The following is a 25,731-nucleotide window of genomic DNA, read 5'->3' as shown; positions in this document are numbered from 1 at the left end:
CCCCGTCAGCCCACGCTCGGCACCCCGGGCACGGGCATCGTGACGGGGAGCGCCTCCAGCGCGAAGCGCGCGACGATGGGCATGTGGTCCGACAGCCCGTGGAAGCGGCTCTTCAAGTCCCCGAACGGGTGCGTCTCCTCGGTGTCGAGCCAGCGCACGCCCCCGCCGGAGAACATGTGGTCCAGGTGCATGCGCATGTGCATGAAGCCCGCGGTGGGGAAGCCCCGCGACACGCTCGGGTCAATCTGTCCCACGGCGGCCTGGGCGCACGTGAAGGAGACCTCCCCGGTGAGGTAGCGGAACACCGGGGACGACGGCGGCGAGTTGAAGTCCCCGCAGACGATGAACGGCTCGTCGGCGCGGAGGCTGCCCACGAACTCCGCCAGCTTGCGCGCCTCGTGGAGCTGGTTCACGCCGCAGCCCATCTTGTCCTTGGTGGACCAGAACTCGCGCGCGAAGGGCGTGGGCAGGCTCAGGTGGGTGTTGAAGACGTGGAAGGGGCGCCCGTCCTCGCGGCGCAGCAGGCGCATGTGCGCGCAGATGCGGCTCTGCTTGCGGTCCTTGAGCCGCTGCACGTGGTGGTGGGTGATGGACATGGGCGCGTCCACGTTGTGCTTGTCCACCTGGAGGGTGCGCTTGTTGACGAGCACCGCCAGCCCCGTGGTGTAGAGCGACACCTCGCCCAGCTTGTAGTGGTGCGCGCGGAAGTAGAACGCCTCGTAGGGCATGTCGCGCCCCTGCGCGGCGAACGTCTCCTCCATGCGCCCCATGAAGGCCATCAGCTGCGTCTCGCCGGGCAGCTTGGGGCGGTGGGCGATGGTGCTGCGCAGCGAGGTGGTCTCCACCTCCTGCAGGCACACCACGTCCGGCAGCGGGTCCAGTCCGGCCAGCGCGAAGGCCACCCGGCGCTTGGGGCCCACGGTGCTCGCCAGGCCCCGGAGCATGTGGCCGAAGTAGCGGACGTTGTACGTGACGATTCGAAGCGAAGAGTCGGGCATACGAGGTCCGTGCCCGTCCCGGGCACGCCGCAAAGCTACTCATCCGCCCGCCCGCGCGCCCCCGATTCCTCACCTGCCGGACAGTTGACAGACGGTCGTCCCCGGTCGGGAAGCTCGCGCCGGCCCGTGGGTTCCCTCGCCCTGGGGGCCATGCTTTCCTGGTCGGGAGGAAGGCGCCCGCCTGCCCGGTGGGGTGGCGGACGCCCAGGGCCGGCGAGGGTGGTCTCCCGTGGAACTGGAGGGTCGATGAACGCGATGGGATGGGCGGCGCCGCTGGTGCTGCTGGTGGCGGGCTGTGGCGGCTTCGAGCAGGAGACGTATGACGTGGAGCTGGACGCGGCCCAGGCGGCCGCCGTGCCCTACTCGTGCACCGACAAGACGGCGAAGGAGCCGGTGGCGGTGCCGGGCATCGGCGGCGTCTCCGGCCTGGCGCTCCAGCAGCGCTGGACGGTGCGCGCCGAGGAGTACGGCGCCACGAGCATCGAGGTGCCCGACGTCTCCTTCACGCTGCACCGGGGCGACGTGGCGACGCTCGACGAGGACGACGCCCCGGACATCCTCCAGGGCACGCGCTCTGATGAGGGGCCGTTCCAATACGTGGACATCCGCTCCATCCCGTCGACAGTGGCCGGCGAGTCGAACATCGTCTACGTGCTGCGCTTCTACATCGCCAACGACTCGCTGGAGGACGACGACATCGAGGGCTTCATCGACGTGCGACGCACCTCGTTCGAGGGCCTGGGCATCGACGCGAGGGAGCTCGAGGAGTGCACGTACAAGGTCCGCCTCGCCGGTCGCCGGGTGAAGTGAGCCCGGGGCGCGAGGGCCCCGGGCCCGGCCTCACGGCGCGCGCTTGAGGCGCACCACGGTGTCGAGCAGGTGCTCCAGCGCGGCCTGGGGCTCCAGGCTCAGCCCCGAGTGCACCGGCCCCGTCTGGAGCATGGTGCTGCGCGGCGCCACGAGCCAGTGCCAGCGCTCCTTCTGCGGCAGCTGGCCGATGGGGCCCGCGCCCTTGCCGCCCACGCAGACGCGCTGGAAGCTGTCCAGGTGGCAGCGCACCGTCTCCAGGTCGATGTCGGGCGCGAGCGCCTTCAAGCGCGCCTCGTCCACCTCCACGCGCGCGCCCAGGAAGCGCTGCGTGGTGCAGAAGAGGACGACGCCCACGTTGATGAACTCCTCGCGCTCCACGCGCGGGACGACGCGGATGATGGCGTAGTCAAACGAGCTGTGCGCGGGCACGGGCCGCCTCCTCGATGAAGGCCGGCAGGGCCTGGACGCGCTTGCACAGCCAGCTCACGTAGGCGGCGCGGTGCGCCTCCACGGTGGGGAAGGGGGACTCGGCCGCCTTCAGCCAGCCCTCCGGAATCCCCGCCACGGTGGTCTCCATCAGCTCCCGCGTGAAGTGCGTGGACAGCAGCGCCTGGGCCTGGGGGAGCTGGCTGGCCCACGGCAGCAGCACGTGGTCCTTGATGGGCGCGAAGCGGCTCTGGCTGCGCTCCTCCCAGTCCTCCCACGCGTGGTGGAAGTAGAGCGACGCGCCATGGTCGATGAGCCACAGCTCCCGGTGCCAGCACAGGAGGTTGGGGTTCTTCGGCGTGCGGTCCACGTTGGTGATGAACGCGTCGAACGCCACCAGCGACGACGCCACGTCCACCTTCGGCGCCGGCCCCGCCACCGGGTCGAACGTCACCGAGCCGGGCAGGTAGTCCAGCGCCAGGTTCAGCCCCGCGCTCGCCTTGAGCAGCTCGCGAATCTCGCTGTCCGGCTCGTTGCGGCCCAGCGCGGGGTCCAGCTCCACCAGCACCAGCTCCGGCACGCGCAGCCCCGCGGCCCGGGCCAGCTCCGCGGCGATGTACTCCGCGATGAGCGCCTTGGCCCCCTGGCCCGCCCCCCGGAACTTCACGACATACAGCCCCGCGTCGTCCGCCTCGACGATGGCGGGCAGCGAGCCCCCCTCTCGCAGGGGCGTCACGTAGCGCGTGGCGACGATGGTCCTCGGCATCCTTCCCGTCCTCGCCCCACGCCGCGTCCGGGCCAGGGCCTGGGGCCAAACCCCCGGAAGGAGGGGCCCGGCCGCGCTCTACCACGCCTGACGCGCCTGCCCACCCGCCAAGGGGGTTCACTTCAGGTGGAAAAAGCAGCCCTCCAGGAAACTGATCCTGACGAGCTGCGACAATCAGGGACAGTCGTTGATTCCGCTTCCCCCCGGAGCCGCCAACATGACCGTCACCCGCAAGCCCCTGTCGCTCCCGTCGCCCACCACCCGTACCGGGGAGGCTGCTCGTCCGGAGGCGCCCGCGACGCCCGCCGCGGAGCGCGTGGTGGCCCGGCCCGGCAAGAACGGCACGGACGGCTTCGAGTCGGCCAAGTCGGCGCGGCCCTCGAACTTCGTGGACCGTCCCACCGGTCACCGCCCGGACCCGAACGCCCCGGTGCTGCCGGCCACGGCGTTCGCCTTCGGCCCGAGCAAGGCCACGCTGGCCGGCCGTGACACCTCCACGCCGGTGACGCTGACGGCGTCCGCCACGCCCAACGCGGCGGTGAAGGACCTGGCGACGGTGACGTCCACGGTGAGCTTCGACAAGGACGTCTCGCTCGACTCGCTGAAGCTGAACCTGGACCTGGCGCACTCGTACCGGGGCGACCTGGTGGTGAAGGTGACCAGCCCGTCCGGCAAGACGGCGACGGTGTCCAACCGCCAGGGTGGCAGCGCGGACGACGTGAAGGGCTCGTTCGACCTGAGCACCACGTTCAAGGGCGAGTCGGCCAAGGGCACCTGGACGCTGTCCGTCGAGGACAAGGCGCGCGCGGACACGGGCACGCTGAAGAGCTGGGGCCTGGAGGCCACGGGCAAGGCGCCGTCCACGGACCCGGTGGACCCCAAGCCCCCGCGCCCCACGGGTGACCCGGTCATCGCGGTGTTCGACGGCGGCGTGGACTTCAAGCACAGCGACCTCGACAGCGCGATGTGGACGAACCCGAACGAGATTGCCGGCGACGGAATCGACAACGACGGCAACGGCGTGAAGGACGACATCCACGGCTACAACGTCGGCTTCAACAGCGGCGACGTGATGAAGGGCCAGGGCACGGACCACGGCACGCACGTGGCGGGCATCATCGCGGCCGAGGACAACGGCGAGGGCAACACGGGCATCGCCGCCGGCAAGGCGAAGGTGATGAGCATCGGCGGCCTGTACGACGGCGCGGACCTGCTCACCAACTTCGAGCGCGGCGTGGACTACATCGTCAACATGAAGGAGAACCACGGCGTCAACGTGCGCGCGCTCAACGCGAGCTTCGGTGACGAGTACCGCGACGCGGCCTCGCAGGCGCGCTGGAAGGCCGCCGTGCAGAAGCTGGCGGACGCGGACATCCTGCTGGTCGCGGCCACGGCCAACGGCAACGGCAGCAACATGAACAACGTGCAGGACTTCCCGGCCAACATCGACCTGCCCAACGTCATCACCGTGGCGGCCATGGACCAGCGCAACGACAAGCTGGCGCGCTTCTCCTCGCACGGCGACAAGGTGGTGGAGCTGGCCGCGGTGGGCGAGAACGTCCTGAGCACCGTGCCCGGCGGCGACTGGGAGAAGATGAGCGGCACGTCCATGGCCACCCCCACGGTGGCGGGCGCCGCGGCCCTGATGTTCGCCGCGAACCCGGACCTGACGGCCGCCCAGGTGCGCGACCTGCTGGTGCAGACGGTGGAGCTCGACCCGGACCTCAAGGGCAAGGTCAGCACGGGCGGCAAGCTGGATATCGCCGCCGCCGTGAAGGCCGCCGAGGAGTTCGTCACCACGCCCCCCGCGACCGTCGCGGGCCGCTGAAGCGCCCACGGGCCCGGACGTCCTCCGGGCCCTGAGCGGTCGGGTGGGTGGATATCCGGCCCCTGTTTTCCGCGGGTTTCGCGGTGGCAGGGGCCTCTTTTCGGCCCGAATTGATTGCGCGCGATTGAATTGCGCCCTAGATAAAGGGGGTCGAAAAGAAGCGACTCTGAACTTCCAGGAGAACAAGCCATGGCGCCCGTCACGATTTCGCCGCTGTACACCGCCCACGCCACCGCCCACGGAGGCCGGTCGGGCAAGGTCCAGTCCTCGGACCAGGTCATTGATTTGCCGCTGGCGATGCCGAAGGAGCTGGGCGGCGCGGGTGGGGCGGCGACGAACCCGGAGCAGCTGTTCGCGGCGGGGTATTCCTCGTGCTTCGAGAGCGCGCTGCGGCTGGTGGCGGGCAAGGCGGGCAAGAAGCTGGGGCCCGAGGTGGGCATCACCGCGTCGGTGACGATTGGGAAGACGCCGGACGGGGGCTTCGGGCTGGCGGTGGAACTGAAGGGCATCCTGCCGGGCATCCCCCGTGACGAGGCGGAGAAGCTGATGCACGCGGCGCACGAGGTGTGCCCGTACTCACGCGCCACGCGCGGCAACATCGACGTGAAGCTCTCCGTCGCGGAGTAGGTGGAGGGGCGCCAGGCGGCGTCCTGGATGCGCACCGGCCAGGTTGAATGGGAGTGGGCATCGCGAGGGGGGTCGAACACCTCGCGGCCCGCTCCCTCGCCTCGTGCCGCGCCGAAGAGGCGGCCGTGAACTCGTCATCGACCGGCGGAGCGGGACCCGGAGCATTCGCGCGTGTCATTCGGCGCGCTCCGCGAGTCGCTCGTCACGGTGAGCAGGGGCACGGGCGCGGATGTGTTCGTGGAAGGGCTGCGTGGGCCGTTCGACGAGCGGCCACGTGCAGGGATGCGGCGCCAGGCGCGCACCGTGTCGTGGGGGACACGCTGTGCCATGGAGGACGCACGGGTTTCCCCTTAGGGACGCGGTGTCAGGTGCGTGCGGGAAGCACGCGGGTGCGTCGCTCCTCGACGCCCTCCCTCGGAGGGCACACGGGATGTGCCGTGAGAGGCCCTCCTGGCATGTCCCTTGAAGTCTCCCCTGGGTGAAGGGGGGGGAAGCCTGTATGCAGGAGCGTCAGCTCATTCCGATGGATGTGGCGGGGACCGCGGTCCTGGTGGCGGCTCGGATGTTGTTGGAGGAGCCCGATGTCGAGGAGTTCTTCGGGTGGTGGCGGCCCGAGGCGGGAGGTCGTCCGCCAGGGCGCTGGAGCGCGGCGGAGGGGACCCGCTTGTTCGCCGTGGCCGAGCGGGGCAACGGTGTCATCGGCCTCGCCGCGCTGACCAACATCCGCCGCGAGGAGCACTACGCCCGCGTGTGCTGCTCCATCCTGGCGCGGCATCGCCAGAATGGTGCAGGGCACTGGACCATGTCGGAGCTCATCCGGCAGGGCGTCAGGCTGGATGGACTGCGACACCTGGAGACCTCCGTCCGCGCGGGTCACTCGACGTCGCTTTCGACCCTGGAGTCGCTCGGCTTCCGGCGCCTGGACGTTTCAGGCCAGCTGTCCGGCGACATGTCTCCGAGCGGGTATGTCTATCTCCGGTTGGATTTGCCCTCCGGGTCGGTGGGGTACTTCCCACGCGTCGCCGCGCGCAATCTCTGCGCGTGACGCGGCCGCTGGCGGGAGACGGACTCCCGCCTCGCGCATTCCTGTCGCGGGTGGCGGCGCGTGAGCCGGCGCAGCGCCCTGGCGGGCCACCTCCAAGCGGCTTGGTTGGAGTTTGTGACTTTGCAAGTCAATCTCAAGTTTGTATGCTTGGGTCCATGGCACGGGTCCAGACAGTCGAGGCGCTCGAAGGGGTGGTGGGCTCCCGCCCGCTGGGCGTGATGCTCAAGTCGTTGGACTCGCTGGACGACCACTGCGTCAAGCTGCTGGCGTGTTCATCGTTCGCGGTGCTCGGCTATGTCGACGTGGACGGGCAGGGGCGCGCGACGGCGGCGGGTGGGCCCTTGGGGTTCGCTCGCGTCGTGGACGCGACGCACCTGGAGCTGCGGCTGGACGCGCCCATCCCGCTCAACCCCACCGTGGGCTGTGGCCTGCTGTTCTTCATCCCGGGCCTGGGCGAGACGCTGCGGGTGAACGGGCACGCGACGCTCGAAGGACACACCCTGCACGTCACCGTGGAAGAAGCCTTCGTGCACTGCGCGAAGGCCATCATCCGCTCGGGACTTTGGAAGTCACCGAAGCCCGCGACCTCGGACACTCGCGCCGCGGGCACCTGGAGTGGTGACCCCGAGGTGCACGACTGGCTGTCACGCACGCCCTTCGTCGCGCTGGCCTCGTGGGATGCGCAGGGCCTCGCGGACGTGAGCCCCAAGGGCGACCCCACGGGCTTCCTCCGACTCGACGGCACGCGCGTGGCCGTGCCCGACCGCCCCGGCAACCGTCGCACGGACACGTTCCACAACGTCCTCGAACAATCCCGCGTGGCGCTGCTCGCGCTCATCCCCGGTGAGACGCGCTTCCTCGAGGTCTCTGGCGTCGCCTCGCTCTCCACCGAGCCCGCGCTGCTGGCCTCGATGACCGTCGAGGGCAAGGTGCCGAAGATGGCGCTGCTCCTGGAGTCCCACGCGGCGCGTCTCCACTCCAGTCAGGCCATCGTCGACGCGGGGCTGTGGGACACCGCGCGTCACGTGCCCGCGAGCCAGCTCCCCAAGATGGCCGATGTGTTCGTCGACCATGTCCGGCGCAGCCCCCAGAAGGGCGCCGCCGCCGCGACGGTGCGCGCCCTCGTGTCCAGGAGGATGCTCAGCTGGGCACTGGAGCAGGACTACAAGAAGAACCTGTACTGAGTCCGCGAGGGCTCCCGTGTCTCGCGACGCAGGGAGCCCTCGTGCACCGTCAGAACCGCTTCACCTCGGTCAACACCTGCCGCGAGTGCCGCGTCACCGTCCCGAAGCGCGCGAGCGACTCCGCGCGCAGGTGCTTCGCCGCGTCGCTCGTGGTGTAGCGCTGGAAGTCCGCCTCACTGGCCAGCTCGAAGTGACACACGTACCGGGTCCAGCCATCCGGGGCCCGCTCCGTGTCCTTCCACTTGCGGCACCCCAGGAACCCCGGCTCGCGCAGCACCTCGGGGACGTGCGTCCCCTCGTGCCACTGGTTCCACGCGGCCTCCGCGCCGGGCTCCACCTCGATGACCACCGTGTACAGCGCCGTCACGGCTGCCACGCACCGAAGCCCGTCAGCTTCGCGCCACCCTGGGACTCACGCTTGCCCTTGGACGAGACGCGATAGGTGAAGTCCGACAGCGGCTCGAACCGCGCCTCGTGCGCCAGCCCGCCGAGCGTCTTCTCCCACGGGTCCGCGGCGAACAGCAGCGTGCGCACCTGCTTCGCGTTCGTCGGCCCCTCGTTCGCGTCCACCTGGAGCACCGGCACCCGCTTGGTGCCCACCGCCAGCGTCTCGCGCACGGCCGGCGCAGAGTTGGGGACCGCGGGCGGCCACTGCTTGGGCTCCAGCCCCAGCGAGATGAACGACAGCAGCACCTCCTCCAGCGGCATCACGCTCGCCTGCGAGAAGTCCTGGCACGGCGCCTCGTCCGTCGCGGGGTTCACCGGCGCCTCCGTGCGCAGCACGTAACCGGCCTCCGCCGACTGGCACGTGCGCAGCACCGTCTTCGTGCCCTCCGACTCCATCTCCCGGTCGAACCACGTGCCAGGGCCCAGCGGCCACTCCAGGTCCGGCGCCATGCCCGCGCCCTCCTTGCCCTGGCGCATCGACACCAGCGTGAGCTGATGGCTGCCCGCGCCGCCGAAGCCCGACAGCGTGGTGCTCGCGTCGAGCAGCCCGTTCGTCAGGTACAGCGGCCCCGCGTCCACCGCGTACAGCCGGTTCTCCAGTGGACCATCCACCGGACGATTGTCGCGCAGATAACGCTTGGCCTCCCAGGTGCGGCCCGCGGCCGTGGGCTGCTCGGACGTCGCGGTGCCCTCGCGCGCCACCTCCAGCGGCCGGGAGGCCTCCACGCGCATGGGAATCGCCAGCCGCCGCGACAGCCGGGGCTGCGTCAGCTCACCGCCCTTGTCGCTCTGGAGCGTCAACGTCAGCCACACGCGCGAGCTCTCCACCGCCGCGACCTCCAGCGTCAGCTGGCCCGCCGCGGCCGAGCCACCCTGCGCGTCGCGCGGCGGCGTGCGAATCGCGGAGAACGAATAGACGACCTGGTCGCCCACCCGGGCGCGGTGCCAGGCAGAGGTCCCCTTCGTCGATGCAGGAGCCTCGGGCGCGGCGGTGCCCGTGGGCGTGTCCGTGGTGCTCCCGGACGTGCCGCCTTGCGTCACCGGCACACCATCAGTGGGGCCCGCGGCGCGGGGCTTCGTGCTCTCACAGCCGGAGCCGAGCGTCAGCGTCGCGCACAGGAGCGCGGAGCGGGACAGGAAGGAAGCGGAGGGCTTTCGCATTCGGGCGTCACCTCACGAGAAGGGCCTTGCGCGGCATTGCGCGACCCCAGGCGGGGCTTGATACACCGGGGGACAGGTCATCCCCAACTTCCTGGAGTTTCCTCGCTCATGCCCACACCTCTCTCCATCCGCCGGGTCGTCCTCTACAAGCATGGCGTCGGGTACTTCGAGCGCCGGGGCAGCGTCACGGGCAGCGACACCCTGCACCTGGACTTCAAGGCGCGGGACATGAACGACGTGCTCAAGTCGCTGACGGTGTTGGACCTGTCGGGCGGCTCGGTGTCGGCGGTGAGCTACGACTCGACGAAGCCGCTGGAGCAGCTGCTCGCGGAGGCCACCATCCGGATTCCAGAGGACGGCAGCCTCACGGCGCTGCTCGGGCAGATCAAGGGCGCGCGCGTGCGGGCGCGCGTGGGCGGCGGTCAGGTGGAGGGCGCCATCATCGGCCTGGAGTCGCTCGCGGTGGCCGCCGGTGAGACGAGCGTGGTGCGCCCCTTCCTGTCGCTGCTGGTGGGCGCGTCGCTGCGCACGTTCGACGTGCTGGACATCACCGAGCTGGAGTTCCTCGACGAGGCGGTGCGCAAGGACTTGGAGTTCTATCTGTCCACGGTGCTGTCCTCGTACAAGAAGGACAGCAAGCGCATGAGCATCCTCACCGCGGGCGAGGGCGAGCGCGAGGTGTTCGTCAGCTATGTGGTGGAAGCGCCGGTGTGGAAGACCAGCTACCGCATCCTCCTGGACGAGGGCGAGTCGCCGCTGCTCCAGGGCTGGGCGCTGGTGGACAACACGGGGGACGAGGACTGGGTGGACGTGGAGCTGGCGCTCGTCGCGGGCCTGCCGGTGTCGTTCGTGCACGACCTCTACAACCCCCGCTACATGAAGCGTCCCGTGGTGGAGGTGAGGACGGAGGCCGCCGCCGCGCCGGTGATTCCGGAGGAGAGCTACGCGAGCGCCCCGGCCGTGATGGATGAAGAGAGTGATGCCATGCCGATGATGGCCGAGCTGGCGCCCGCGCCGGCGATGGCGCCGGGCCGCTCCCGCTCGCTGATGCGAAGCAAGGGCGGAGCGACCTCCGGTGGTCCTGGTGGGCCCCGGCTGCGCGATGTGCTCGAGCAGCAGGGCTCGAAGGTGACGACGCTGACGAAGGACGTGGGGGACTTGTTCGAGTACGGCGTGGACCGGCCGGTGACGGTGCACCGCAACCAGAGCGCACTGGTGCCCATCCTGCACAAGCCGTTCGAGGGGCGTCGGGTGCTGCTCTACAACCGGGCCACGCGCGAGAAGAACCCGATGGCGTGCATCGAGCTGAAGAACACCACGGGCCTGACGCTGGAGGGCGGCCCGGTGACGGTGACGGAGGACGAGCGCTACGTGGGCGAGGCGATGCTCGACACGATGAAGCCGCAGGACACGCGCTTCGTGCCGTACGCGGTGGAGCTGGGCTGCGTCGTCACGGTGGAGGAGGGCGCCGAGGACGGGCCCGTCTTCCGCGTGGTGGTGAGCCACGGCAGCCTGATGGCGGAGTACCACAACGTGCGGCGCACGACGTACGTGGTGCGCAACAAGGCGCCCCGTCCGCAGGTGCTGTTCATCGAGCACCCGCGCATCGGCTGGGAGCTGGCCAAGGACATGCCCGCGCCCGAGGAGACGACGGACGGCTTCTGGCGCTTCAAGCGGACGCTGGCCGCGGGCGCGCAGGAGACGTTCGTGGTGTCCGAGCGCACCACAGGCCATCGGCACTACGCCCTGTCCTCGGTGGGCCCGGACGACGTGGCCTTCTTCCTGTCGCAGCGCTACGTGGACAAGGCGATGTCGGACGCGCTGCGGGAGGTGATTGCCATCCGCGAGCGCGTGGCCACGCTCACGCGCGACGAGCAGCAGCTCACCCAGGAGCGCGCGCAGCTCTTCAAGGACCAGGAGCGCATCCGCTCCAACATCGAGTCGCTCAAGAGCGGCGTGTCGCAGCGGGAGCTGGCCGAGCGCTTCGTGGCCAAGCTCAACGAGCAGGAGGACCGGCTGGAGGCCATCGCCCGCGAGCTGGAGCGGCTGGTGAAGGAGCGACAGGCGGCGCAGGAGGAGCTGCACCGCCGCGTCCAGTCGCTCAGCCTGGTGTCGAACCTCTAATCACGGCTCACGGGGTGGCGCGGTGGACTTCATCACCGCCCACCACGGTGAGGTGGACCTGGGCGCCGGGCAGCTCGGAGACGGGGGCGTCCACGGGGTCCACGGACAGGGCGACGAAGTCCGCGTCCATGCCGGGCTGCAGTCGGCCTCGGCGCGCCTCGGCGAAGGAGGCGTAGGCGGCGCCCGCGGTGAAGCCCTCCAGGGCCTCCTGTCCGCTGAGGCGCTGGTCGGCGTACCAGCCGCCCTCGGGCGTGCCGCGCGCGTCCTGGCGGGTGCGCGCGGCGTAGAGGCCGGCGAGCACGTCGGGGCGCTCGACGGGGAAGTCGCTCCCGAGGGCGAGCACGGCGCCGGAGGACTTCAGGCGCTGCCACGCGTAGGCGCCGCGGATGCGCTCGGGGCCCACGCGGGCCTCGGCCCAGGGCATGTCGCTGGTGGCGTGCGTGGGCTGCACGCTGGCGACGAGGCCGATGCGGCCCAGGCGGGTGATGTCGTCCAGGCCCATGATTTGCGCGTGCTCGACGCGGTGGCGGCCCGCTTGCGTGGACGTGGCCTGCATCGCGCGCGCGAGGGTGTCGAGCACCAGCGTGTTGGCGCGGTCGCCGATGGCGTGGGTGCAGACCTGGAAGCCGGCGCGCATGAAGTCGGTGACGCGCTTCTCGTACTCCTCGGGGGTGAGGAGCAAGAGGCCGCGGTGGCCGGGCTCGTCGCTGTAGTCCTGGTGCAGGGCGGCGCCACGGCTGCCGAGCGCTCCGTCCAGCACGAGCTTCACCGCGCGCAGGGTGAGGCGCTCGCCCTGGTAGGGGCCCATGCGCAGGAACTCGGCGCGCTCGGGGGCCTGGCCGTCGGCCATGGCGTAGACGCGCAGGGGCAGCTTGCCTTCCTTGTCCAGGCGCTGGAGCAACTGGAAGGTGGCCAGGTCCATGCCGGCGTCGTGCACGCCGGTGAGGCCCACGCGGGCGGCGCGGTTGAGGGCGGCGGTGAGCTGCGCGGTGCGCTCGGCCTCGGTGAGGGGCGGCAGGACGGCGTGAATCAGGCCGATGGCGTTATCGACGAGGATGCCGGTGGGCTCGCCGTTGGCGTCGCGGAGGATGCGGCCGCCGTTGGGGTCCTGGGTGGCGCGGGTGATGTTCGCGCGGCGCAGCGCCTCGCTGTTGACCCAGGCGGCGTGGCCGTCGATGCGCGTGAGGTACACGGGCGTGCGCGGGTGTTTGGCGTCGAGGTCCTGGCGGGTGGGGAAGGTCTTCTCGGGCCAGTCGTTCTGGTCCCAGCCTTGTCCGACGAGCCACTCGCCCTGGTAGGAGGTGCTCGGCGCGTTGGCGACGCGGGCGAGGGCCTCCTGCTTGGTGGTGGCGCCGAGCAGGGTGACGGTGGCCTCCCATTGACCGAGCGAGGACAGGTGTCCGTGCGAGTCGGTGAGGCCGGGGACGATGGTGGCGGAGCCCAGGTCGACGACGCGGGCGCCGGGACCGGCGGCGGCGAGCACCTCGTCACGGGTGCCGGTGGCGAGCACCTTGCCTTCGCGCACGGCGAGGGCCTCGACGACGGGGCGGCCCGGGTCGAGGGTGCGCACGCGCGCCGCCACATAGACGGAGGTGCCCGCGGCGTCCGGGCGCGGGGTGTTCCGCGTGCAGCCGCCGAGGAGGGAGAGGAGCAGTACCGCACCGAGGAGCCCGCCGATTCGTCGCAGCATCGTTTCGCGCACCTGTCTGGATGGAGGGCCGCCCCGAGCCTGGGGCGGGCGCGCGACACTCTGGCGTACCCGGTGGTCGGGGGCCAGTCTGCTCACGACGACCGAGCGTTCGGCATGGGTGCTAATCGTTCTCGTCATTCGCCCGAGGTCGGTCAACGGGAGGAGGTTGGTCATCCGACCGATGCGGCCTCCCGCTCACGTCGGGTTTCACCTTCGTTTCAGCTCCTCGGGTGGAAGGCGACGCAAGCGCCACACGTTCCATGCCTCCAGGGCCGTCGTGGCCGTGAAGCAGAGGGCCAAGACCCCCGTGATTTTCGTGGCCCACGTCACGCTGAAGAACATCGCGCACAGCCAAAGGGCCAGAAAGAACAGGACCAGTCGGATGCCGCTGCGGAATGCGACCTCGGACTGACGGATGCGGGTGGCTCGCTTCATGGTCGACCCGGGACTCGATTTATCGGAAGTGTTCGAACCCAAGACATGATGGATGTCCGATGTCCTCACTGGCCATGAGCAGGAGCCCGTGGAGGACCGTTCCTTGGGCGCTGTCCGCAAACTCTGACATGCATCCTCGCGCGTTGATGAGTCATGGACGCATGGCCTCTGGATGGAGACCTGTCTCTGCCACGGACTGCTAGCTTGCGCCCTCATGGACACCGACACCCCCGCGCTCGCCTCGTTGTCCATTCCCCTGGCCTCGCTGCGCATGCAGGCCTTGGAGGCGGGGCCCGCGGACGGCCCGCTCATGCTCCTGCTGCACGGCTTCCCCGAGCTGTCGGAGAGCTGGCGTGACGTGCTGCCCGTGCTCGGCGCGGCGGGCTATCACGCCGTGGCTCCGGACCTGCGCGGCTATGGCGGCACGGACCGTCCCCGGAAGGGCTACGACCTCGACACGCTCGCCGAGGACATCTACCAGCTCGCCCGCCACCTCCAGCCCGACCGCCCCATCCACCTCGTGGGCCACGACTGGGGCGGCGGCATCGCCTACCACGTGGCCGCCACCCGCCCCGACATCGTCGCCACCCTCACCGTCGTCAACTGTCCCCACCCCTCCGTCCTGCTGCGCCGCATCTGGCGCCCCGCCCAGCTGCGCCGCTCCTGGTACATGTTCTTCTTCCAGCTCCCCTGGCTCCCCGAGCGCGCCCTCTCCGCGAACAACGGCGCCCGCGTCCCGGGCCTCATCCGCCGGGGCATGTCCCGCAACTCCCAGGTCAGCGACGCGCGCCTCGCCCCCTACGCCCAGAACCTCTCCCACCCGGACGCCGCCCGCGCCGCCGTGGACTACTACCGCCAGTCCTTCCGCGACCTCCTCACCCCCAACGGCGCCCGCCGCCTCCTCCAGGGCTACCCCCGCATCCGCGCGCCCTTCCGCCTGGTCTGGGCCGAGGAGGACCGAGCCCTGGGCCGCGAGCTCACCCACGACCTGGAGCCCTGGTTCGAGCTGCCTCCCCAGGTGCGCTTCCTCCCAGGCGTGGGCCACTTCGCTCCCCTGGAGGCGCCCGCCCTGGTTTCCGCGCAGATCCTCGAACACGTGGGCACACACCCGCCCCAGCCCACACGCCGAGCGTAGACCGCCGCGATGAGATGGTTGTCCCCGGCAACCTTCCCCCCGGGGACTTGGCGACGGGGCAGCGGTGAGGGATGTTCCGGCCGTCTCACATTCCCTGGAGTCAAGCGCATGAACCCGTCCCAGTCCCGCCTCGGGGCGTTGTCGTTGCTCGTCGTCGCCGCCCTCTGTCTGACGTCCGCCACCGGCTGCGCCGGCCGCCGCCGCGAGGCCTTCCTCAACGACAAGGCGCGTGCCCACGTCTACCGCAAGCCCGCCGCCGAGGTCTGGCCGCAGGCGCTGGCCCTCCTCAAGGAGAAGGGCTACTCGATGCGCGCGGGCAAGGACGGCTTCGAGGCGTCCACCGAGTGGCTCATGCACGGCGCCCCCTCGTCGCTGGGCACCACCCAGGTGCGCTACCTGGTGAAGGCCGTCGAGCGCGGCCCCGGCCAGTGCGCCATCGAGTACTACAAGCAGCTGTCCACCGAGTCCCGCGGCGCCCAGAGCGGCGGCCGTCAGCAGTCGGAGTTCAACGACCCGGCTCCCCGCGCCGACGGCACCACCTTCAACCGCGACCCGGAGATGGAGTGGGAGCTCCTGCAGAAGGTGGACGCCGAGTCGGCCACCGCCCTGCGCGCCGAGGCGGAGAAGATCCAGTAACGAAGCCCGGCGTCCCCGAGGAGCCGCCGCGCGTCAGTCGCGCAGCGGCAGCTCCAGGGTGAAGCCGTCGTACGCCACCTCACAGGGCCCCTTGTACTCCTCGCGCGCCTGCGCGAGCAGCTTCGCGGGGTCCGTGTCGTGGCGGCTGGACAGGTGGGTGAGCACCAGCCGGCGTGCTCCCGCCTCGCGGGCCACCCGCGCCGCCTCGCGCGCCGTGGAGTGATGCGTCTCCAGCGCCCGCGCCTGCTCGTCGTCGGAGAAGGTGGACTCGTGGATGAGCAGGTCCGCGTCCTGGGCCGCCTTCACCACCGCGGCGCACGGCCGCGTGTCCCCGGAGATGACCAGCTTGCGCCCCGGCCGCGGCGCGCCCAGCACGTCCTCGGGCTTCACCACGCGCCCGTCCTCCAGCGTGACGCTCTCGCCCCTCTGCAGCTTGCCGAAGTGGGGCCCCGACGGCACGCCCAGCTCGCGCGCCTTCTCCAGGTTGAAGCGCCCCGGCCGCTCGTCCTCCACCAGCGCGTACGCCAGCGCGTTGATGCGGTGGTCCACGCCGATGGCGTGCAGCGCGTACCCGTTGCGCCGCACCACGTCGCCGTCCTTCACCTCGTGGATTTCGACGGGGAAGGACATGGCCTCCACGCCCAGGTGCACCGCCTGGTGCAGCAGGCGGCGGGCCGGCGGCGGGCCGTACAGGTGGATGGCGTGCTCGCGCCCCATCATCCCCAGCGTGCGCAGGAAGCCGATGATTCCCAGGTAGTGGTCGGCGTGGAAGTGCGTGAAGAAGACCGCGTCCACCGTGAAGCCGGTGCCGAAGCGCACCATCTGCCGCTGGCTGCCCTCGCCGCAGTCGAACAGCAGCAGGTCCGTGTCCGCCTTCACCGCGAGGCCCGACAGGTTGCGGTGCAGGGTGGGCTGGGCGGCGGAGGTGCCGAGGAAGGTGAGCCTGAGGAGGGACATGCCGGCACTTCCCACGCGAAGAGTGTCTCCCGCGCCCGGACCGCCAGGGCGCGAGGCGCCATTTAGCAGGCTTTGGACCCGCCCGTGCTATGTGAGCCGCCCCCCAGACACCGCCATGCCCGAATCCCTGACGTTCGCCCCCACCTCGGACCCCCGCCGTGTGCGTGCCCCGGATGGCCGCGTGCTCTCCGTGCCGGAGGGCTGGGTCCTGCTGCCCCCCGGTGACGCCGGGCTCACCCGCCGCGTGAAGGCCGCGGGCCCCACCTGGACGGTGGTGGAGAAGGTGGGCCGCAAGCTCTTCTCCCGAGGCGTGTGGGCCCCCGAGCCGCACATCCTCCAGGCCAAGGCCGCGCTGGACGCCGAGCGCGCCACCCCCGCCTACGCCAGGAAGCTGGCCGCCGGCCGCGACCGGCGCGCCCGCGAGCAGGAGCAGTACGAGGTCGACTTCGCCAACAGCGTCCTGCGCTTCCTCGCCTTCTCCCCCGCGTGGCTGGCCCACGCCAAGAAGCTGGCCGTGCTCGTCTCCGCGCACGCCACCCCCGTGGGCAGCGGCACCGTGGCCCGGACGGAGCGCATCCCCGTGGAGCGCCGCGCCGAGGCCGCCGTCATCGCCTGGATGCGCCACCAGACGACCCAGTACGACGACATGAGCATCGCCCGCGTGAAGGGCGCCCGGCGTGAGGTGCGCCGCGAGCTGGCGGAAATCTCCCGCGCCGTGCTGGACCTGCACCGCCGCGACGTGCCCCACGGCCCCGCCGCGTGTCCGCTGTGCACCGCCCTGTCGCGTGTGGGAGCGGGTACTCCCCAGCCGTGAGCCCGGCCTCGCAGGTGGACTGACGGTGGGGTTTCTGACCCGCCGTTCACTCACATTGCGTGATTACTGACTGGCGGGTTAGTAACGGGTCCGTCATGCCGAGACCCGCGGACCCCCATGCCAGGGAAGCCCTGATGACCGCCGCCCGCGCGGAGTTCGCCCGCAAGGGGCTGCGCGGGGCGCGCATCGAGGACATCACCGCCGCGTGTGGCCTCTCCAAGGGCGCCTTCTATCTGCACTTCGAGTCGAAGGAGGCGCTGTTCGCCCAGGTGCTGACGTCGTTCGAGACGCGGCTCAACGCGATGAACGCGCGGCGGATGGAGGCGATGGAGCGCCACCTGCGCGAGCACGGGCTGCCGGGCCCCCGGGACAGGCTGGAGCGCACCGAGCGCTACCAGTGCTTCTTCCAGACCGAAATCGACTTCGACCTGGAGTCGCTCGAGCTGATGTGGGCGCACCGGGACATCGTCGCGGTGCTCGTCAACGGCAGCCAGGGCACGCCCTTCGAGTCGCTCTTGTGGCGCATGACGGACGCGCAGGTGGAGCGCGTGGCGAGCGACTTCCGGCGGCTGCAGGAGGCGGGCGCGGTGGACCAGGAGATGGACGCGCGGCTGTTCGCCTCGTTCATCGTCGGCGCGTTCGTGCTGCTCGCGCAGCGCATGGTGCACTTGCAGGAGAAGCCGGACCTGACGGCCTGGGCCCACACGCTCCAGCGCCTGTGTGAAGGCGGCACGGTGCCGCGCTTCGAGACGCCCGCTCCCGCCCGGACTCCGGCGCGCGCGCAGCGGCCCCAGACTTCCACGCGACGGGCACCCGCCCGCGCGAAGACCCGTCACACCCCGAGGAAACGTCCGTGAACCTCTCCAAAAACGCCCCCAGGGCGCTCGCCGTGGCGGGGCTCGTCGCCGCGACGCTGTCCGTGTCCGCCTGCTCCCGCGCGGATGCGTCCTCCACGCCCGCCGCCGGAGCGAAGACGGAGGCCGCGCCGCCCTCCGTGAAGCTGGTGTCCGCGCGCACGGTGAAGGCCGCGCCGCGCGAGGAGGTGACGGGCACGCTGTTCCCCGCGCAGATGCTCCAGGTGGGCTTCGAGGTGGGCGGGCGGCTGGCCGCGGTGAAGGTGGGCAAGGGGACGGTGGTGAAGAAGGGGGACGTGCTGGGGCAATTGGACGTGGAGATCGCCGACGCGCAGGTGGCGCAGGCGGAGGCCGCGGTGGCGGCGGCGCAGGCGGGGGCGGACATGGCGGCGGACGTGGCCGCGCGCAACCAGACGCTGCAGAAGGAGGGCGGGGTGAGCGACCTGCAGAACCGCTCCACCGCGGCGCAGGCGGCGCAGGCCCAGGCGCAGCTGCTCGCGGCCAAGGCGCAGCTGTCGCAGGCGCGGGCGGCCCGGCGTCGGCACGACCTGAAGGCGCCCTTCGAGGGGACGCTCATCGACGCGCCGGAGCAGACGGGCGCCACGGTGGGGCCGGGCACGCCGCTGTTCAACCTGGAGCGGCTGGACACGCTGCTGCTCAAGACGACGGTGGCGGAGTCGCTGCGCGCCCGGCTCAAGCCCGGCCAGAAGGTGCGGGTGGAGTCCATCGCCGGGGGCGCCTTCACCGAGGACGCGGTGGTGCGCACCATCCTGCCCTCCGCGGACCCGGCCACCCGGCGGGTGCCGGTGGAGCTGGCGGTGCCCAACGCCGACGGCCGCTTCGTGGCGCACACGCTGGCGCGCGCGGTGCTCCAGCTGGGGGATGACCAGGACGCGCGGGTGGTGCCGGGCTCGGCGCTGTCGTCGGCGAACGGGGACCACGTGCTCATCGTCGGCTCGGGCGGCGAGGTGAAGCGGGTGGACGTGCAGGTGCTGGAGCGGCGCGAGCGCGAGGTGGTGGTGCTGGCGCGCTCCGAGTTCGAGTCGGTCATCGACCACCCCACGCCGAGCCTGTCGCAGGGCTCGCGCGTCACCGTGAAGTAGAGGGACGCCGCCATGCTCCTGAGCGACGTCTCCATCCGTCGGCCCGTCTTCACCACGATGCTGTCGCTGTGCCTCGTCGTCCTCGGCCTGATGGGCCTGGGGCGGCTGGGCACGGACCTGTATCCGGACGTGGCCTTCCCCGTCGTGGTCGTCAGCACCGTCTACAAGGGCGCGGGCCCGGGCGAAATCGAGACCCAGGTCGTCAAGCCCATCGAGGATGCCGTCGCGGGCATCAGCGGCGTGGACAAGATCCACTCCTGGAGCCGCGAGAACCTGAGCACGGTGGTGGTGCAGTTCAAGCTGTCCACCAACATCGACCGCGCGGTGCAGGAGGTGCGCGACAAGGTGGCGGGCATCGCCAACAAGCTGCCGCAGACGGCGGACGCGCCGGTGGTGGGCCGGGTGGACCTGTCGGCCACGCCCATCCTCACGTACGCGGTGTCCGCGGACCTGCGCTCGCAGGACCTGCGCCGGCTCATCGATGACCGCATCAAGCCGGCGCTCGCGCAGCTGGAGGGCGTGGCGGAGGTGCGCATCACCGGCGGCGACACGCGCGAGATTCAAATCGACCTGGACCTGGACAAGGCGCGCGCGGCGGGCGTGTCCCCGCTGGAGATTGCCCAGCGGGTGGGCGCGGAGAACCTGGACCTGCCGGCGGGCCGGCTGCAGCTGGGCTCGAGCGAGCTGACGGTGCGCTCGCTGGGGCAGTTCAAGGACGTGGAAGAGATCCGCCGGTTGCCGGTGGCGCGCAGCCGCACGGGCGCGCAGGTGCGGCTGGAGGAGATTGCGACGGTGACGGACGGGGTGGCGGAGCGGCGCACGGTGGCGCGGCTCAACGGGCAGGACGCCGTCATCCTGGACGTGGTGAAGCAGCCGGGCTCCAACACCATGGCGGTGAGCGACAACGTCAAGCGCGTGCTCAAGGACATGGGGCCGGAGGTGGGGCAGGGCTTCACGGCGCGGCTGCTCATCGACCAGTCGGACCTCATCAAGGAGAACGCGCACGAGGTGTGGGTGGCGCTCATCTTCGGCGGCGCGATGGCGGTGCTCATCATCCTGCTGTTCCTGCTGGATGGTCGCGGCACGTTCATCTCCGCGCTGGCGTTGCCCACGTCGGTGCTCGGGACGTTCTTCGCGATGTACCTGCTGGACTACACGCTCAACCAGATGACGCTCCTGGGGTTGTCGCTGGCCATCGGTCTGCTCATCGACGACGCGGTGGTGGTGCGCGAGGCGATCACGCACCGGCTGGAGAAGGGCGAGGACCCGATGAGCGCGGCGGCCAACGGCACGCGCGACGTCGGCCTCGCGGTGCTGGCGACGACGCTGTCGCTGGTGGCGGTGTTCGTGCCGGTGGCGTTCATGCCGGGCATCGTCGGTCAGTTCTTCAAGCAGTTCGGCATCACGATTTCGGTCGCCGTGCTCATCTCGCTGTTCATCTCCTTCACGCTGGACCCGATGCTGTCGGCGCGGCTCGCCAAGCAGCGCAGGCCGGGCGAGGTGCACAAGGACAACGCGGTGGCGGCGTGGCTGCGCGCCTTCCTGGACGGCACGGAGCGCGTGTACGAGCGCATCCTGCGCTGGGTGCTCGCGCACAAGTGGCTGACGACGGGCATCACCGTGGTGGTGCTGGTGGTGTCGTTCGGCGCGTCGAGCCGGCTGGGGTTGGAGTTCCTGTCGGCGGAGGACCGCTCGCAGTTCATGGTGGATTTGCAGCTGCCGGACTCGGCGAGCATCGCGGAGACGGAGTCGCGCACGGGGGAGGCGGAGGAGTTGCTGCGCAAGCTGCCGGAGGTGACGGCGGTCTACTCGGTGGTGGGCACCAACGGCGACGTGAACAAGGCGCGGCTGCGCGTGCTGACGGTGGGCAAGGGCGAGCGCACCAAGGGCATCCCGCAGTTGAAGGAGGAGGCGCGCGAGCTGCTCACGGGGCTGGTGGCCACGCGGGTGAACCTGAGCGACCCGCCCATCCTCGAGGGCATGGGGGGGGACTTCTATCCCATCATGGTGCGGGTGACGGGGCCGGACCTGGCGCGGGTGCAGGTGGAGGCGGAGCGAATCGCCGACATCCTGCGCAAGCTGGAGGGGACGGCGGACGTGCGGGTGGAGGCGAATCCGCCCAAGCCGGAGCTCCAGGTGCACATCGACCGGGCGCGGGCGAGCGACGCGGACATCAACGCTGCGGGGCTGGCGACGCAGCTGCGGCTGGCGATTGGCGGCGACGTGGTGGCGAAGCTGCGCGAGGGCACGACGGAGACGGACATCCGGGTGCGGCTGGCGGAGAAGGACCGGAGCACGCCGGAGCGGGTGCGGCAGCTGGAGGTGTTCACGCCCCGGGGTCTGAGGCCGGTGACGGACGTGGCGAGCGTGGAGCTGCGGGACGGGCCGAGCGTCATCGAGCACGAGAACCGCGAGCGGCAGATTGCCGTGTTCTCACAGCTGGGCAAGGGCGCGGCGCTGGGCAACATCGCGGCGAAGCTGAAGGAGCAGGTGGCGCTGGCGCCGCTGCCGCCGGGGTACACGATTGTCTACGACGGCCAGATGAAGAGCATGGATGAGCAGAACGAGGCGTTCGGCACGGCCTTCATGCTGGCGTTCGTGTTCATCTACATGGTGCTGGCGAGCCAGTTCGAGTCCTTCAAGCACCCGTTCACCATCATGGCGTCCTTGCCGCTGGCGCTGGTGGGCGCGTTGTTGGGATTGGTGCTGACGGGCTATCACCTGTCGATGGGCGCGATGATTGGCATCATCCTGTTGATGGGATTGGTGACGAAGAACGCCATCCTGCTCATCGACGGAGCGTTGCAGCACCTGCGCGAGGGTGACTCGGTGGACGAGGCGCTGATGAAGGCGGGGCCTCGTCGGCTGCGTCCGATCCTGATGACGAGCGCGGCGATGGCGATTGCCATGGTGCCGACGGCGGTGGGCACGGGGACGGGCTCGGAGTTCCGGGCGCCCATGGCCATCTCGGTGATTGGCGGCGTCATCACGTCCACGTTCCTGACGCTGCTGGTGGTGCCGGTGGTGTTCGCGGCGATGGAGCGGGTGGGGCGCTTCGGTCGCAAGAAGACGCCCGCGGCCGGGCCCGCCGTGAAGCCGGTGGAGTCCGGGCCCAGTCAGGCCGCATGACACCGTCTGCATGAAACACGGGGCCCGAGGCGGTTGGCTCGGGCCCTGTTCATTTGTCGAGTCCGCCGGAGCCGTGGGCCTCGGCGATGGCGGTGGAGTCGGGGAACAGGGCGCGCGCGCGGGTGGCGAGTCGCGCGGCCTCCTCGGTCTTTCCCTGCTCCACGAGGGATTCGATGAGGCCGGCCCAGGACTCCTCGAGCGTGCTCAACGCCCTGGTGGAGGCCTCCTGGTAGAGGGCCTCTGCTTGCTGGGGCGAATCGCGGACGACGCTCTGGAAGCGGGCCATGCCGATGAGCGCCTCGGGACTCCGGTCGGAGGACTCCAGGGCTTCGTTCAGGATGTGCTCGACGGAGGCGAAGAAGGCCTCGGGGTCCTCGGTGGGCTCGGGCTTGCCCCAGAGGAGCGCCCGGCTGGAGAAGAGCAGCCCTGGTACGTGGGTAGGGCAGCTCGTTCGCAGACGTTCGAGCAGTCGGAGCTGCTCGGGACTTCCCCAGTCCAGGCGCTTGGCTTCGGTCAGCAGTCGCAGCAGGTCGTGCGGGCTCGGGTGCATGGGGCTCACTGCTTCTGAAGGAGTCGCGAGTTGTCCTTCGCCACATCTTTGAGGAGCTTGAGCGCCGTCTGCAGCTCCTTCTTCGTCGCGAGGGTGAAGTTCTCCGCGTCGTACATCTTCTGGATATCGTGCCGGGTGAAGTCCTTGAGCCTGGCGGGGAAGTTCGGCACGCGCTGGAGCCGGGCGGGAATCTCTCCGAGCTTCATCGAGAGGTCCGCGATGTGACGGCGAAAGGCCGTCGCGGCGGAGGACTCGATGAGTCCGGAGGCTGCTGACTCGGACACCAGCGCTTCGGCTTCCGCGAACCGTCCCTCTGAAATCAGGTGGGTGATGCGTGCTTCAGCGCTGTTCCGTCCGAAGCCACCGCCACTCCCCTCATCGACATGGGCGCAGGCGAAAAGGCCGCAGACGAAGAGGACCAGGATGTATCGCCCGACTCCCGAGCCAGTCCTTCGTTCCATCTGGTGAAGGTTACCGGCGCGCGAGGATGCGCACCCACGCATCGGTGGCGCGCTGTCGGCTCCTGGGCGATATGCGGCCTACCCGCCCGTGTACACGGGCGTCATCGTGTCGAGGATGGCGCGCATGAGCGCCTGGCCGTCCGGCGTGTCCGGGCACAGTCCTCCCCAGACCAGCGTGAGGCGCTCGGCGACGGGGCGGAAGTACATGCGCCCTCGCATCCTCACCGGCTCATAGCTCTCCCGGCCACCGGCGAGGTAGTCCTCCTCCGGCACGCCGAACACCGCGTAGTAGCTCAGGTCCGGCGCCTGCGCGTCCTCGGTGCGATGCAACCCGCTGGGGATGAGACAGGCCACGTCCGCGCTGTGCCACGCGCCCTGCCGCCCCGTCGTCACCTCCAGCGGCTCGAAACACATCCGCGACGCCGGGCACCCCAGCTCCCCCGCCGTCAGGAAGTTGTAGTCCAGCCGCGGAATCTCCAGCATCTCCTCCACGTCCACCCGTCCATCGCTCCGGAAACCCCAGGGGTTGCCGTCCCGTTTGTACGAGCGCACGCCATAGGCGCCGTAGAACACGTTGTACCAGGGGCTGTGCGGATTGAAGTAGTCCGAGCACCCCACGTCGTCCGGGAAGTCCGCGATGGTGAAGGCCACCAGCAAGTCGAACAGCCGCTTGTTCTCGAACGCGAGGAACGGCTCGTGCGCCACCGCCCCGATGGAGCCCCGGACCGCCGGCACCGGCGTCACCCACCCCAGCTCCTCCAGGAAGTTCGTCTTGCCCGGAAGCGGCGTCGCGTTCATGGCCATCACGGCCAGCTCTCGTTGGAGACCCATGGTGTTTTCGTTCCCCGCTGCAACGACAGATGGGTCCAGAGTACACTGGTGAACATGCCGGAGAAGCTCGTCTTCGAGCACACCTTCGAAGGGCTCTTCGTGAGGGGACTCGCGGGGCGCGTCACGCCCGTCCTGCGAGACCGCCTGCACGAGGTCGGCCTGGACCTGAAGAAGAAGCTCCGGCCCGCCTACGACTTCGACATCTGGTGCTCCGCCGTCCGCGTCGCCGCCCAGGAGCTGCACCCCGACGTGCCCCCCGAGGAGGGCTATGCCCTGCTGGGTGAGCGCATGGTGGACGGCTACCGCGAGACGGCGATGGGGCGCGCCCTCTTCAGCGTCATCCAGCTTCTGGGCCCTCGACGCGGCGTGGGCCGCGCCCAGCAGATGTTCCGCTCCGGCAACAACTACACCGAGGCCCGCATCGAGGATGTCTCCTCCAACGAGGTGGACCTCTGGATGAACGAGGCCGGCCCCATCCGCTACTTCACCCAGGGCGCCCTGCGCGCGGGCCTGCGCGCCACCGGCGCCGTGCAGCCGCTCGTCACCGTGGCGGGCTTCACCTCCGCCGACGTCACCTACCGCTGCACGTGGCGCAATGGAGTCTCCTGAGCCCTCCCTGCCGGGCCTGCTCGCCGTGGACCTGGGCCTGCGCTCGGGGCTCGCCCTGTACGGACCGGATGGGCGGCTGCGGACGTACCGCTCGCAGAACTTCGGCAGCCAGTCGCGGCTGAAGCGCGCGGTGCCCTCGGTCCTCGCGGGCTCGGGCGAGCTGGCCTGGCTCGTCCTCGAGGGTGGCGGACCCGTGGCGGACGTCTGGGAGCGCGAGGCCGCACGGCGCGCGCTGCCCGTGCTGCGCGTCTCCGCCGAGGACTGGCGCGAGCGGCTCCTGTACGCGCGTGAGCAGCGCAGTGGCGGACAGGCGAAGGACGCGGCGGACGGACTGGCGCGCAGGGTCATCGCGTGGTCCGGCGCCCCGAAGCCGACCTCGCTGCGCCACGACGCCGCGGAGGCCATCCTGTTGGGCCTGTGGGGCGTGCTGGAGGTGGGCTGGCTCGCGCAGGTGCCGCCCGAGGTCCGCGCCCGGTAGGGGCCCTTGCCGCGTCCCTGCTATGACGGGGGCTCGGGTTGCGCCGGAAGGAGGCCACGGTGAAGCGATGGGTGGATGCGCTCGCGCGCACGGGGTACCGGGGCGCGTACACGCTGGCGCGGCTGTACTGGCTCGTGCGTCACCCCAGGACGCAGGGCGTCTTCGTCGGCGTGTGGCACGCCGGCCGGGTGCTGCTCCTCCAGAACTCCTACAAGCACCCGCTCAGCATGCCCGGCGGAGGCATGGACGGGGGCGAGTCCCCCGAGCAGGCCGGCGCCCGCGAGCTGCACGAGGAGGTCGGCCTGCGCGTGGACGTGTCCTCCCTGCGCCCCGTCTTCGAGACCGTGGGCACCTCCGAGAACAAGGAGGACCACGTCCGCTTCCTCGAGCTCGACGTGGACCACGAGCCCACGCTCACCATCGATGACCGCGAGGTCACCTGGGCGGCGTTCATCGACCTGGACACCGCCCTGCGTCTGCCCGTCTCGCCCCTGGTCCGTGCCTACCTGGAGCACGCGCGCTCACGCCGCTGACCCCCGGCAATCCCACGCGGGCAGACGATGGGCCCACGGGGCCATGCCCGCTCCCGCCGCGTCACCTCCGCGGCCGTGTCTCGAGACATGGCACCGCCAG

26 protein-coding genes are annotated in these 25,731 nt (G+C 70.6%); 15 read left to right on the top strand and 11 right to left on the bottom strand.

The window, feature by feature from the left end; all coding sequences use genetic code 11:
- Positions 1-5: 5 nt before the first annotated feature.
- Positions 6-998, bottom strand: coding sequence for an endonuclease/exonuclease/phosphatase family protein (locus VZQ01_RS15970; protein WP_426748273.1), 993 nt, complete (start codon positions 996-998; stop codon positions 6-8).
- A gap of 246 nt (positions 999-1,244) precedes the next feature.
- Here VZQ01_RS15970 and VZQ01_RS15965 point away from each other — a divergent pair, with 246 nt between their 5' ends.
- Positions 1,245-1,808 (top strand): hypothetical protein, encoded by a 564-nt coding sequence (locus VZQ01_RS15965; protein WP_141329407.1) that lies wholly within the window; start codon positions 1,245-1,247, stop codon positions 1,806-1,808.
- Positions 1,809-1,838: 30 nt separating this feature from the next.
- Here the strand turns inward: VZQ01_RS15965 and VZQ01_RS15960 are convergent, their stop codons facing one another.
- Both VZQ01_RS15960 and VZQ01_RS15955 read right to left on the bottom strand, forming a co-directional pair.
- Positions 1,839-2,237, bottom strand: a complete 399-nt coding sequence (locus VZQ01_RS15960) for a DUF3037 domain-containing protein (protein ID WP_223749199.1) — start codon at positions 2,235-2,237, stop codon at positions 1,839-1,841.
- A complete protein-coding gene (locus VZQ01_RS15955; RefSeq protein WP_223782367.1) occupies positions 2,215-3,000 on the bottom strand; it encodes a HipA family kinase in 786 nt (261 codons plus the stop codon). The genes VZQ01_RS15960 and VZQ01_RS15955 overlap by 23 nt, the downstream gene beginning before the upstream one ends.
- 217 nt (positions 3,001-3,217) lie before the next feature.
- On the opposite strand from VZQ01_RS15955, the gene VZQ01_RS15950 reads away from it, so the two are divergent.
- From VZQ01_RS15950 to VZQ01_RS15935, 4 genes are all read left to right on the top strand, one after another.
- Positions 3,218-4,828: a S8 family serine peptidase gene (locus VZQ01_RS15950; protein WP_426748272.1), complete on the top strand. Its 1,611-nt coding sequence runs from the start codon at positions 3,218-3,220 to the stop codon at positions 4,826-4,828.
- 189 nt (positions 4,829-5,017) lie between these two features.
- Entirely contained in the window at positions 5,018-5,455 is a 438-nt protein-coding gene (locus VZQ01_RS15945; protein WP_426748271.1) for an organic hydroperoxide resistance protein, read from the top strand.
- Between the two features lie 499 nt (positions 5,456-5,954).
- Positions 5,955-6,500, top strand: coding sequence for a GNAT family N-acetyltransferase (locus tag VZQ01_RS15940; RefSeq protein ID WP_426748270.1), 546 nt, complete (start codon positions 5,955-5,957; stop codon positions 6,498-6,500).
- Positions 6,501-6,655: 155 nt separating this feature from the next.
- Complete coding sequence (locus VZQ01_RS15935; RefSeq protein WP_426748269.1) at positions 6,656-7,684, top strand: pyridoxamine 5'-phosphate oxidase family protein; 1,029 nt, start codon at positions 6,656-6,658, stop codon at positions 7,682-7,684.
- Positions 7,685-7,733: 49 nt separating this feature from the next.
- On the opposite strand, the gene VZQ01_RS15930 is transcribed toward VZQ01_RS15935, so the two are convergent.
- Together VZQ01_RS15930 and VZQ01_RS15925 are read right to left on the bottom strand one after the other, a co-directional pair.
- Positions 7,734-8,060: a DUF4286 family protein gene (locus VZQ01_RS15930; protein WP_426748268.1), complete on the bottom strand. Its 327-nt coding sequence runs from the start codon at positions 8,058-8,060 to the stop codon at positions 7,734-7,736.
- Positions 8,048-9,292, bottom strand: coding sequence for a DUF6068 family protein (locus VZQ01_RS15925; RefSeq protein ID WP_223749207.1), 1,245 nt, complete (start codon positions 9,290-9,292; stop codon positions 8,048-8,050). The genes VZQ01_RS15930 and VZQ01_RS15925 overlap by 13 nt, the downstream gene beginning before the upstream one ends.
- A gap of 108 nt (positions 9,293-9,400) precedes the next feature.
- Here VZQ01_RS15925 and VZQ01_RS15920 point away from each other — a divergent pair, with 108 nt between their 5' ends.
- The gene (locus VZQ01_RS15920) at positions 9,401-11,416 is read left to right on the top strand and encodes a hypothetical protein (protein ID WP_267698247.1); all 2,016 of its coding nucleotides are present in this window, start codon (positions 9,401-9,403) and stop codon (positions 11,414-11,416) included.
- 7 nt (positions 11,417-11,423) lie between these two features.
- On the opposite strand, the gene VZQ01_RS15915 is transcribed toward VZQ01_RS15920, so the two are convergent.
- Positions 11,424-13,106: an amidohydrolase gene (locus VZQ01_RS15915; protein WP_426748267.1), complete on the bottom strand. Its 1,683-nt coding sequence runs from the start codon at positions 13,104-13,106 to the stop codon at positions 11,424-11,426.
- Between the two features lie 207 nt (positions 13,107-13,313).
- Entirely contained in the window at positions 13,314-13,541 is a 228-nt protein-coding gene (locus VZQ01_RS15910; RefSeq protein WP_426748266.1) for a hypothetical protein, read from the bottom strand.
- 214 nt (positions 13,542-13,755) lie between these two features.
- Here VZQ01_RS15910 and VZQ01_RS15905 point away from each other — a divergent pair, with 214 nt between their 5' ends.
- Both VZQ01_RS15905 and VZQ01_RS15900 read left to right on the top strand, forming a co-directional pair.
- On the top strand, positions 13,756-14,676 hold the full coding sequence (locus tag VZQ01_RS15905) for an alpha/beta fold hydrolase (protein WP_426748265.1): 921 nt from the start codon (positions 13,756-13,758) through the stop codon (positions 14,674-14,676).
- A gap of 108 nt (positions 14,677-14,784) precedes the next feature.
- The gene (locus tag VZQ01_RS15900) at positions 14,785-15,312 is read left to right on the top strand and encodes a hypothetical protein (protein WP_267698244.1); all 528 of its coding nucleotides are present in this window, start codon (positions 14,785-14,787) and stop codon (positions 15,310-15,312) included.
- Positions 15,313-15,345: 33 nt separating this feature from the next.
- Here VZQ01_RS15900 and rnz read toward each other — a convergent pair whose 3' ends face one another.
- Positions 15,346-16,269, bottom strand: coding sequence for a ribonuclease Z (rnz, locus tag VZQ01_RS15895; RefSeq protein WP_223782374.1), 924 nt, complete (start codon positions 16,267-16,269; stop codon positions 15,346-15,348).
- Between the two features lie 115 nt (positions 16,270-16,384).
- Between rnz and VZQ01_RS15890 the strand changes: the two genes are divergently transcribed.
- The 4 genes from VZQ01_RS15890 (at position 16,385) to VZQ01_RS15875 (ending at position 22,169) form a co-directional block, all read left to right on the top strand.
- Positions 16,385-17,083 carry a DUF2293 domain-containing protein gene (locus tag VZQ01_RS15890; RefSeq protein ID WP_267698242.1) on the top strand — a complete coding sequence of 233 codons (699 nt, stop codon included), beginning with the start codon at positions 16,385-16,387 and terminating at the stop codon, positions 17,081-17,083.
- A 134-nt stretch (positions 17,084-17,217) separates the two neighbouring features.
- Positions 17,218-17,940, top strand: a complete 723-nt coding sequence (locus VZQ01_RS15885) for a TetR/AcrR family transcriptional regulator (RefSeq protein ID WP_426748264.1) — start codon at positions 17,218-17,220, stop codon at positions 17,938-17,940.
- Entirely contained in the window at positions 17,937-19,040 is a 1,104-nt protein-coding gene (locus VZQ01_RS15880) for an efflux RND transporter periplasmic adaptor subunit (RefSeq protein WP_426748263.1), read from the top strand. The genes VZQ01_RS15885 and VZQ01_RS15880 overlap by 4 nt, the downstream gene beginning before the upstream one ends.
- Positions 19,041-19,052: 12 nt before the next feature.
- A complete protein-coding gene (locus tag VZQ01_RS15875; protein WP_426748262.1) occupies positions 19,053-22,169 on the top strand; it encodes an efflux RND transporter permease subunit in 3,117 nt (1,038 codons plus the stop codon).
- Between the two features lie 49 nt (positions 22,170-22,218).
- Here VZQ01_RS15875 and VZQ01_RS15870 read toward each other — a convergent pair whose 3' ends face one another.
- The 3 genes from VZQ01_RS15870 to VZQ01_RS15860 all read right to left on the bottom strand — a co-directional run bounded on the left by VZQ01_RS15870 (position 22,219) and on the right by VZQ01_RS15860 (position 24,011).
- Entirely contained in the window at positions 22,219-22,719 is a 501-nt protein-coding gene (locus VZQ01_RS15870; protein WP_267698239.1) for a hypothetical protein, read from the bottom strand.
- Positions 22,720-22,724: 5 nt separating this feature from the next.
- Positions 22,725-23,003 carry a hypothetical protein gene (locus VZQ01_RS15865; protein ID WP_267698238.1) on the bottom strand — a complete coding sequence of 93 codons (279 nt, stop codon included), beginning with the start codon at positions 23,001-23,003 and terminating at the stop codon, positions 22,725-22,727.
- A gap of 255 nt (positions 23,004-23,258) precedes the next feature.
- Positions 23,259-24,011, bottom strand: coding sequence for a hypothetical protein (locus tag VZQ01_RS15860; RefSeq protein WP_267698237.1), 753 nt, complete (start codon positions 24,009-24,011; stop codon positions 23,259-23,261).
- A gap of 54 nt (positions 24,012-24,065) precedes the next feature.
- Here VZQ01_RS15860 and VZQ01_RS15855 point away from each other — a divergent pair, with 54 nt between their 5' ends.
- The 3 genes from VZQ01_RS15855 to VZQ01_RS15845 are packed head-to-tail and all read left to right on the top strand — an operon-like array spanning position 24,066 to position 25,631.
- Positions 24,066-24,620, top strand: a complete 555-nt coding sequence (locus tag VZQ01_RS15855; protein WP_223749218.1) for a DUF2378 family protein — start codon at positions 24,066-24,068, stop codon at positions 24,618-24,620.
- Positions 24,607-25,098 carry a hypothetical protein gene (locus VZQ01_RS15850; RefSeq protein WP_426748261.1) on the top strand — a complete coding sequence of 164 codons (492 nt, stop codon included), beginning with the start codon at positions 24,607-24,609 and terminating at the stop codon, positions 25,096-25,098. Before VZQ01_RS15855 ends, VZQ01_RS15850 begins: the two co-directional genes overlap by 14 nt.
- Positions 25,099-25,157: 59 nt before the next feature.
- Positions 25,158-25,631, top strand: coding sequence for an NUDIX hydrolase (locus tag VZQ01_RS15845; protein WP_267698236.1), 474 nt, complete (start codon positions 25,158-25,160; stop codon positions 25,629-25,631).
- The last annotated feature ends 100 nt before the right edge of the window (positions 25,632-25,731 follow it).

The organism is Myxococcus faecalis (genome assembly GCF_050039385.1).
GTDB lineage: Bacteria > Myxococcota > Myxococcia > Myxococcales > Myxococcaceae > Myxococcus > Myxococcus fulvus.
The sequence above is the reverse complement of the archived record's forward strand: the minus strand, read 5'-3'. Positions and strand labels throughout refer to the sequence as shown.